General features: G+C 75.0%; 6 protein-coding genes and 1 pseudogene. 4 read left to right on the forward strand and 3 right to left on the reverse strand.

Going from position 1 to position 7,311, the window contains the following annotated elements:
* Positions 1-426: 426 nt before the first annotated feature.
* From ABZ495_RS36475 to ABZ495_RS36485, 3 genes are all read left to right on the forward strand, one after another.
* Positions 427-1,401 (forward strand): hypothetical protein, encoded by a 975-nt coding sequence (locus ABZ495_RS36475; protein ID WP_359840271.1) that lies wholly within the window; start codon positions 427-429, stop codon positions 1,399-1,401.
* A 204-nt stretch (positions 1,402-1,605) separates the two neighbouring features.
* Positions 1,606-2,676, forward strand: coding sequence for a polysaccharide deacetylase family protein (locus ABZ495_RS36480; protein ID WP_359840273.1), 1,071 nt, complete (start codon positions 1,606-1,608; stop codon positions 2,674-2,676).
* A 5-nt stretch (positions 2,677-2,681) separates the two neighbouring features.
* On the forward strand, positions 2,682-4,757 hold the full coding sequence (locus ABZ495_RS36485; protein WP_359840275.1) for a peptidoglycan recognition family protein: 2,076 nt from the start codon (positions 2,682-2,684) through the stop codon (positions 4,755-4,757).
* 10 nt (positions 4,758-4,767) lie between these two features.
* On the opposite strand, the gene ABZ495_RS36490 is transcribed toward ABZ495_RS36485, so the two are convergent.
* On the reverse strand, positions 4,768-5,586 hold the full coding sequence (locus tag ABZ495_RS36490) for a polysaccharide deacetylase family protein (protein WP_359840276.1): 819 nt from the start codon (positions 5,584-5,586) through the stop codon (positions 4,768-4,770).
* 128 nt (positions 5,587-5,714) lie between these two features.
* Positions 5,715-6,221, reverse strand: coding sequence for a carboxymuconolactone decarboxylase family protein (locus ABZ495_RS36495; RefSeq protein ID WP_359840278.1), 507 nt, complete (start codon positions 6,219-6,221; stop codon positions 5,715-5,717).
* Between the two features lie 579 nt (positions 6,222-6,800).
* On the opposite strand from ABZ495_RS36495, the gene ABZ495_RS36500 reads away from it, so the two are divergent.
* A complete protein-coding gene (locus ABZ495_RS36500) occupies positions 6,801-7,220 on the forward strand; it encodes a hypothetical protein (RefSeq protein ID WP_359840280.1) in 420 nt (139 codons plus the stop codon).
* A 7-nt stretch (positions 7,221-7,227) separates the two neighbouring features.
* Here ABZ495_RS36500 and ABZ495_RS36505 read toward each other — a convergent pair.
* Positions 7,228-7,311 (reverse strand): annotated as a pseudogene (locus ABZ495_RS36505) (transposase); the annotation flags it as partial.

Genomic DNA, 7,311 nt, shown 5'->3' on the forward strand with positions numbered 1-7,311 from the left:
GGTTCTTGCGCGCCCCCTACCCCCCCCTGGGGGGGGGGGACGCTTCCATCCCCCGTTCTGTGTTCTTGCGGGGTAGCGGGCGTTTCGCCGCGGATGGGGGGTTAGGCCCCGCGGTGCTGTCGGGCTCGCGCTGCGTGGCCCTACGAGCCCGCCCGCCCGTCCAGGCCGGCCTCCGCGCCCGGGTCGAACTTTCGGTTATCCCGGCGCCCCTCGCCGGTCTCCTGTTCAGTGCGGCCGGCTCCCTCGGCTCGCACGGCACCGTGCCGTCGGCCGGAGAGGAGGAGGGAGCGCCCCGTGAGAGGCCGCACCGTCGGCGGCGCGGAGCGCGACCCGGACGCCCCGGTGTCCGCCGCCCAGGCCTGACCGAACCCGCCCCGCACCCGCTCGTCCAAGCGCCGTCCCGCGCTCACCCGGAAAGACCCGCCGATGTCCGCTGCTGTTCGTTTGTTCTCCCCTGGTTGGGCACTGGCGTCCTGCGTGCCCGCCCTGCTGGTCGCCGGGCTCGTCGGGCTCGTCGCGTGCGGCCCCTCCGCGCAGGCCGGGCCGGCGGTGGCCTCCGGTACCTCGGGCACCTCGGTCGCAGCCGGGAAATCCGGGATGCCCGGGATGGTCGGGATGGACCACGGAGCGATGACCGCCGGGCCCGCCGCGATGCCGGGGGTGCCCGGGACGCCCGCGCCCGCACGGGGCCTCGCCGCCGAACAGGACGGCTACCGCCTGGACCTCCGGAGCGCGGAGCTGCCCGCCGGCCGGGCGACGGCCTGCTCGTTCACCATCACCGGACCGGACGGCGGGCCGGTCACCGACTTCGCCGAGCACCAGGGCAAGAAGCTGCACTTCTACGCGATCCGCTCCGACCTCACCGGCTTCCAGCACCTGCACCCGACGATGGCCGCCGACGGCACCTGGACCGCCGACCTGTCCGCCCTCGCCCCCGGCGACTGGCGGCTGTACACGTCGTTCCTGCCGAACACCGGCCCGCGCGCCGGCGAACTCGTGCTCAGCCGCACCGTGACCGTGCCCGGCGCGGCCCCGGCGGTGCCGTTGCCCGCGCCGGCGGGCAGCACCACCGTGGACGGCTACACCGTCGACCTCCGGAGCGAGCCGATGGCCGGTGCGCACCGGCTGACCGCCACCGTCAGCCGGGACGGCCGGCCGGTCACCGACCTCCAGCCGTACCTGGACAGCTACGCCCACCTCACCGCCTTCCACCAGGGCGACCGGGCGCTGGCCCACCTCCACCCGACGGACCGGGTCGACGGCGAGCACGGCGGTCCGACGCTGACCTTCATGGCCCTGCTCGGGGCGCCCGGGAACTGGCGGGTCTTCCTGCAGTTCCAGACCGCCGGGCAACTCCACACCGCGGAGCTGACGCTGAACGTCGCCGACCCCGAGGAGTAGCAGGCCGCGGCCCCGCAGCCACGGGCTGGTGGCCCGAACGGGCGGCCGCGGACGGGGTCGGCCCCGCTCGCACGTCTGTCGGGTCCCTCGCCCCGGCCCGGTCGACGGAGCGTCCGTGCGGGGCGGCTCCGGTGGTTGGGCCGATCGGATGGCGGTTCGTCCACGCTGCGCCGCTGCGCGAGTGGTGCTGGCTACGGTGAGCGCATGCGACGAGGTGTGCGGATGTGGCCGGTGGTTCTGGGGGTGTGTGCGGCGCTGCTGGCGCCGGGGCCGGTGTCCGCGATGCCCGCCCCGCCGGCACCGACCGTGCCGACCGGCGGTTCGGCGCCGGCGGGGCCGGACTGCGAGCGCCTGGCCTGTGTGGCGCTGACCTTCGACGACGGGCCCTCCGCGGCGACGGCGGAGCTGCTCGACGATCTGGCCGCCGCCCGGGCGAAGGCGACGTTCTTCGCCGTCGGGGATCAAGTGCGCTCGTGGCCCGACCGGTTGAGGCGTGAGGCGGCGGAGGGCCATGTGATCGGCAACCACAGCCTGACCCATCCGCGTCTCGGGGCGTCGACGCCCGCGCAGGTGCGCGCCGAACTGGCGGGCGGCGAGCAGGCGATCGCCGAAGTGCTCGGTGAGCGGCCGGAGTTGGTGCGACCACCGTACGGCTCCTTCAGCGCCGAGGTCCGCAGGTTCGGGCACCCGCTGGTGCTGTGGGACATCGACACGCGGGACTGGGACCACCACGATCCGGCGCAGGTCCTCGCCCGGGTCGAGGCCGGTGCGCGACCGGGGTCGGTCATCCTGATGCACGACACCGAGAACCAGCGCGAGACGCTCGCCGTGGTGCCCGAGCTCGTCCGCCGTCTGCGCGGGGCCGGCTACACCCTGGTCACCGTGCCCGAACTCTTCGCCCCGGCCACGCTCGTGCCCGGCGGCGCCTACCGCGACCGGGCCTCCGCCGCCCGCCCCGTCGAGCACCCGCAGCCCTGGGACACCGCACCGGCGAGCAGGGAACAGGACTCCGCCGACGCGGTCGCCGGCACCCTCGTCTGGCAGCACCCCACCGGCGCGCCGGACGGAGCGGCCGAGGCGGAGACCGTGGAGAGCGGCCTGCGCCCCGGCGAGTGCCGCACCCTCGTGTCACCCGGTCCGCCCGCGTACGCCGTGCGCAATCTCACCGGTCACGACATCGAGCTGCACGACCGGCCGGACTGCACCCGTCGGACCGGGACCGTCACCCCGGGCGAGGAGATCGTCGGCGAGCTGTACAGCGTCCGGGTCCTCTGAGCCCGATGGGCCACGACTCCTTCTCCCGGCGGCTGGTGGCGATCGCGACCGGCCGGTGGGCGGCCACGGCCGGGTCCGCCGCCCCGGCGCCACCGGGCCGTCCTTCGCGCTCCGGAGGTCCGGCCCGGCACCGGGGCGCGGCCGTGCTGACCGCCCTGGCCACCGCGGCCTGCGTGGTCTGTCCGGCCGCCGCCCGCGCCGACGGCGGGCCCGCGCGGGAGCGCCTCCTGCAGCGGCAATTCACTTCGGCAGCCGGGGAGTTCGGCGTGCCGGTCGGAGTACTCCTGGCACTCGCCTACCAGGAGAGCCGCTGGGAGTCCCACCAGGGCAGGCCGAGTACCACCGGGAACCACGGCGTGCTGGGGCTGACCGACGTCGACGTCGCCGCCGTCAACGCCGTCAACGCCGTCAACGCCGACCACCCGGCCCGGCGCGGCGCGGCGGGCGCCGCGAAACCCCGGGTCACGGACTCCCCGGCGCTCCACACGCTCCGCGCGGCGGCCGCCCTGATCCACCGCCCGGCCGAGGAGGTGAAGCGGGACACGCTGCAGAACCTCCGCGGCGGCGCGGCAATGTTGGCGGGATACCGGAACGCGCTGCCGGGACCGGTCCGCGACGGCGCCGGCGGCTGGTACGAAGCGGTGACGCGCTTCGGGCGCGGGGCGGGTGAGGACGAGCCGGGCCGTCGGTTCGCGGACCGGGTCTTCGAGACCCTGCGCGTGGGCGCGGAGCGGACCACCTCCGAGGGGGCGCGGGTGAGGCTCGCCGCCGAACCGGACCTCGTGCCGCCCGCCGCCCGGCCGCACCGGCCCGCCGAGCAGCCTTCGGCGCGGCCTTCGCGCCGGGCCGACGGGCCGGTCGCCGAGTGCCCGGACGAGCTCGGGTGCGACTTCGTGCCCGCCGCGTACGCCCTGGCCGACGCCGCGGACCCGACGTCATGGGGGAACTACAACCCGGCCGACCGCCCCGCCGACGGCCTGCGGATCCGCACCCTCGTGCTGCACGACACCGAGGGCGGCTTCGACGGGGCGATCGAGTACTTCCAGGACCCCCGGGCCCAGGCCAGCGCGCACTACCTCGTCCGTGCCTCCGACGGCCACGTCACCCAGCTGGTGGCCACGCACGACATCGCCTGGCACTCCGGCAACAAGACCGTCAACATGCACAGCATCGGGATCGAGCACGAGGGCTTCGCGCTCCCCACCGACCGGCCCACCTGGTACTCCGAGCAGTTGTACCGGTCCTCCGCGGAGCTGGTGCGCCACCTCGCGGCCCGGTTCGCCGTGCCGCTGGACCGCGAGCACGTCATCGGCCACGACGAAGTCCCGGCGCCGACCCAGGCGGCGGTGTCCGACATGCACTGGGACCCGGGCCCGTACTGGGACTGGGAGCACTACTTCGAACTGCTGGGGGCGCCGCCCGGGCCGGCCGACGGTCCGCCGCGGCCGGGTGACACGGTGGCCGTCGTCGCGCCGCTCGTGGCGACCGGGCCGCTGCCGCCGCAGGCCCGGGAGCTGCAGGCGCGCAACGCCGTCCTGCTGCGCACCGGTCCGGCCGCCGACGCGCCGCTCGTCAACGACGGGTCCACCAGGCCCGACGACTGGAGCGACACCGCCGTTACCGGCGCCCGCTACGTGGTGGCCGGGCGCGAGGGCGACTGGACGGCGATCTGGTACGACGGGCAGAAGTGCTGGTTCCCCGACCCCGCGGGCCTGAGCACCCGCCGCGTGGGAGCGGCCGGCCGTACGCTGCTCACCCCGCGCCCCGGACCGGCCTCGGTCCCGGTGTACGGCCGCGCCTATCCGGAGGCCTCCGCCTACGCCGACCACCCGGCCGTCGACCCGCCGCCGGTGGTCGCCCTGCGGGCCACCCTCCCGGCGGGCCAGGTGTACGTCGCGGCGGACGGGTCACCCCGGCCGGCCGACTTCTTCCAGCAGCGGACGATCCGTACCGACACGCCCGACAGCCGGATCCTGGTGGTCGGCCGCGACACCTACTACGCGATCCGCTTCGACCACCGGCTCGCCTTCGTGCGGTCGAGCGACGTGCGCGTCGTCCCGCCCACGGCGGAGTCCGGGTGACGGCCGCCGGTCAGGCAGTCGGGACGGTGAACCGGTACCCGGCGTCGACGAGCCGGGGCAGGTAGTGCCGGACGGCGGCGACGGTCTGCGAGCGGTCGGCCGGCCCGCCCCGGGCGGGCAGGAACCCGGGGGTGAGGCAGCCGTCGTGGTTGAGGACGATCGAACCGGTCCGGGCCTCGGCGAGCACCCGGTCCACGATGACGTCGGCACCGGGGTTCGACCAGTCCTCCGGGTCCACCGACCAGGAGACCGGGCGCAGTCCGAGGTCCGCGCAGACGGCCAGGGTGGCCGGGGTGAAGTGGCCGCCGGGGGCCCGGAACAGCGTCGGCCGTCGGCCGGTGACGCCGACGACGAGCTCGGTGGTGCGCTCGATCTCCGCCCGGATCTGGGGCTCGGACAGATCGTCGAGGCGGGGATGGGACCAGGTGTGGTTGCCCAGGACGTGGCCCGCCTCGGCGACGCGGCGGGCCAGACGGGGGTACTTCTCCACGTTGGCGCCGATCACGAAGAAGGTCGCGGTGACGCCGTACTGCCGTAAGACGGTGAGGAGTTCGGCCGTGGCGTAGGGGCCGGGGCCGTCGTCGAAGGTCAGCGCCATGGCCATCGGTGCGGCGTCCACGTACTCCTGCGGCCCGGAGAGGGCGCCCGTGGCCGCGTCCGTGCTCTCGCCCGGGGCCCCGCCTGTGGTCGCGGTCTCCGCGCCGGGCGACCGGCGCGGACGCGGCCCCGCCGCGCCGACGGTGGCGCCCGCGCCGCAGGCCGTGGCGAACGCCAGGGCGGCGGCCCTGAGCAGGGGGCGTCGTGCGAGCTGTCCGCGGTGAACCGTCATGGCCGCAGTATCGGCGTCGGCGCCCCGGCGCCGGGCCGCACGACCACCCGGGCGGCGCTTGCGCGGTGAACGGCGGGGCAGGGCGCCCGGATCCACGCCGCACGCGTGGCCGGGCGCCCCGGTGGGGCCTACTGCCACGGGTCGGTGAACGACCGCCCGGGTACCGGCTTGGCGATGAGCGCCACCGCGATGAAGAAGTTCACCTGGCCGATCGCGAACATCAGGGTGGCGAGCGCCCGGGCGTCGTAGTGCTCGGTCGCCCGGCCGTACAGCTCGTCGGAGACCCGCTCGCCGTGGACGGACGGCTGGAGCACGGCCTCCACCAGCGCCAGCGCGGCCCGCTCCGCACCGGTGAAGTACGGCGAGTCCGCCCAGGACGCCACCGAGGTGATGCGCTCCTCGGACTCCCCGGCCTTGCGCAGGAAGCCGGTGTGCAGCACGGTCAGGTAGGTGCTGCCGACGATCTGGCCGGCCCGCAGCTGGACCAGGCTGATGGTGGTGCGCGGCACCGAACCGTTGCCGGTGGCCCTGAACAGCGCGGCCGACACCTCCGCCAGCTCGGGCACGAGCTGCGCCGGGTCCTCGGTCATCCGCGGCGCCATCGGGACCTCTGCCGTGATCGATCGCGTTTCCATAAGTGCCTCCTCGGGGCTTTCACACGGTCACTGCTGCTTCGACGGACGGCGGCGGGAAGATGTGACAGCGGCCGGACGCCAAGTTCGCCGGAGTCGTCCGGCTCCCGGGCGGCGTTGCCAGGCGCTGCTGCCTCTTCCCGCGGCCGGACAGCGGATCTTCCGGTGAACGCTCCCCCCAGGTGGGGCAATTCGGCCGATCTACCCGGTGACGGGCCGGCCGATGACCTGGTCGAGCTCGAGGTCGCGGAGGACGGCGTCGTCCAGCCTGACGCCGGTGGCGTCGGTCAGCCCATGAGGCGGGGCGCCGGTGAGGACCAGGCCCAGTCGTGTCAGCCCTGGAACGCGACTGTCGTCGGCAACCGCGGGCTCCGGCGGTGCCGACCAGGCCGGAAGGACGCGCGCGGGTCTGGCAGGGGAGTCCGGTTCTGTTCCGGGTCGACGGGACCTTCCGGTGAACTCGACGGGGTGCGGCTCCCGTTGGTACCGGTGAGGGCCCGGCGGGTGGGCGCCGGGTGGGCTGCGGCCCGGGTGGACCGGTGCGCCGACGAGGCCCGGTCCCGACCAGTCAGGAGCAGACGCATGAACAAGATCAAGGCCGCGGTCGTGGCCGCCGCCGCCCTCGCCGGAGTCGGGCTGGGCGCGGCTCCCGCGTCGGCGGGTGACATCGGTGTCCCCGGACACTGCAGCGACCGGCAGTTCGGCGGCACCTACCTGTGCGGCGGCGCCTACGGCGACGGCGTGACGTACTTCGGTTTCCGGGACGGCACCAGCGAGATCTTCGTGATCGGGACCGACCACGCCGTGTGGACGCGCTGGACGACCAACATCTCCGGCAAGCTGAGCTCCTGGACCTCCCTGGGCGGCTCCTTCCCGAGCAAGGTCGAGATCACCCGGCAGACCCTCGGCGGCGCCTTCACCATCACCGCGCGCGGCGACGACAACCGCCTGTGGTCCCGCGACCGTGACCAGAACGGGAAGTGGAACGGCTGGCACAACTAGTGCCGCATCAGGCAACGTTTGCCCTGGTGACGACTTCGCGTAGGCGCTCGTCGGCGGCGTGCTTGTTCCGCCAGATGATGTAGCGGCGGAT

Origin of the sequence: Kitasatospora sp. NPDC005748, assembly GCF_040630735.1 — a bacterium.
GTDB lineage: Bacteria > Actinomycetota > Actinomycetes > Streptomycetales > Streptomycetaceae > Kitasatospora.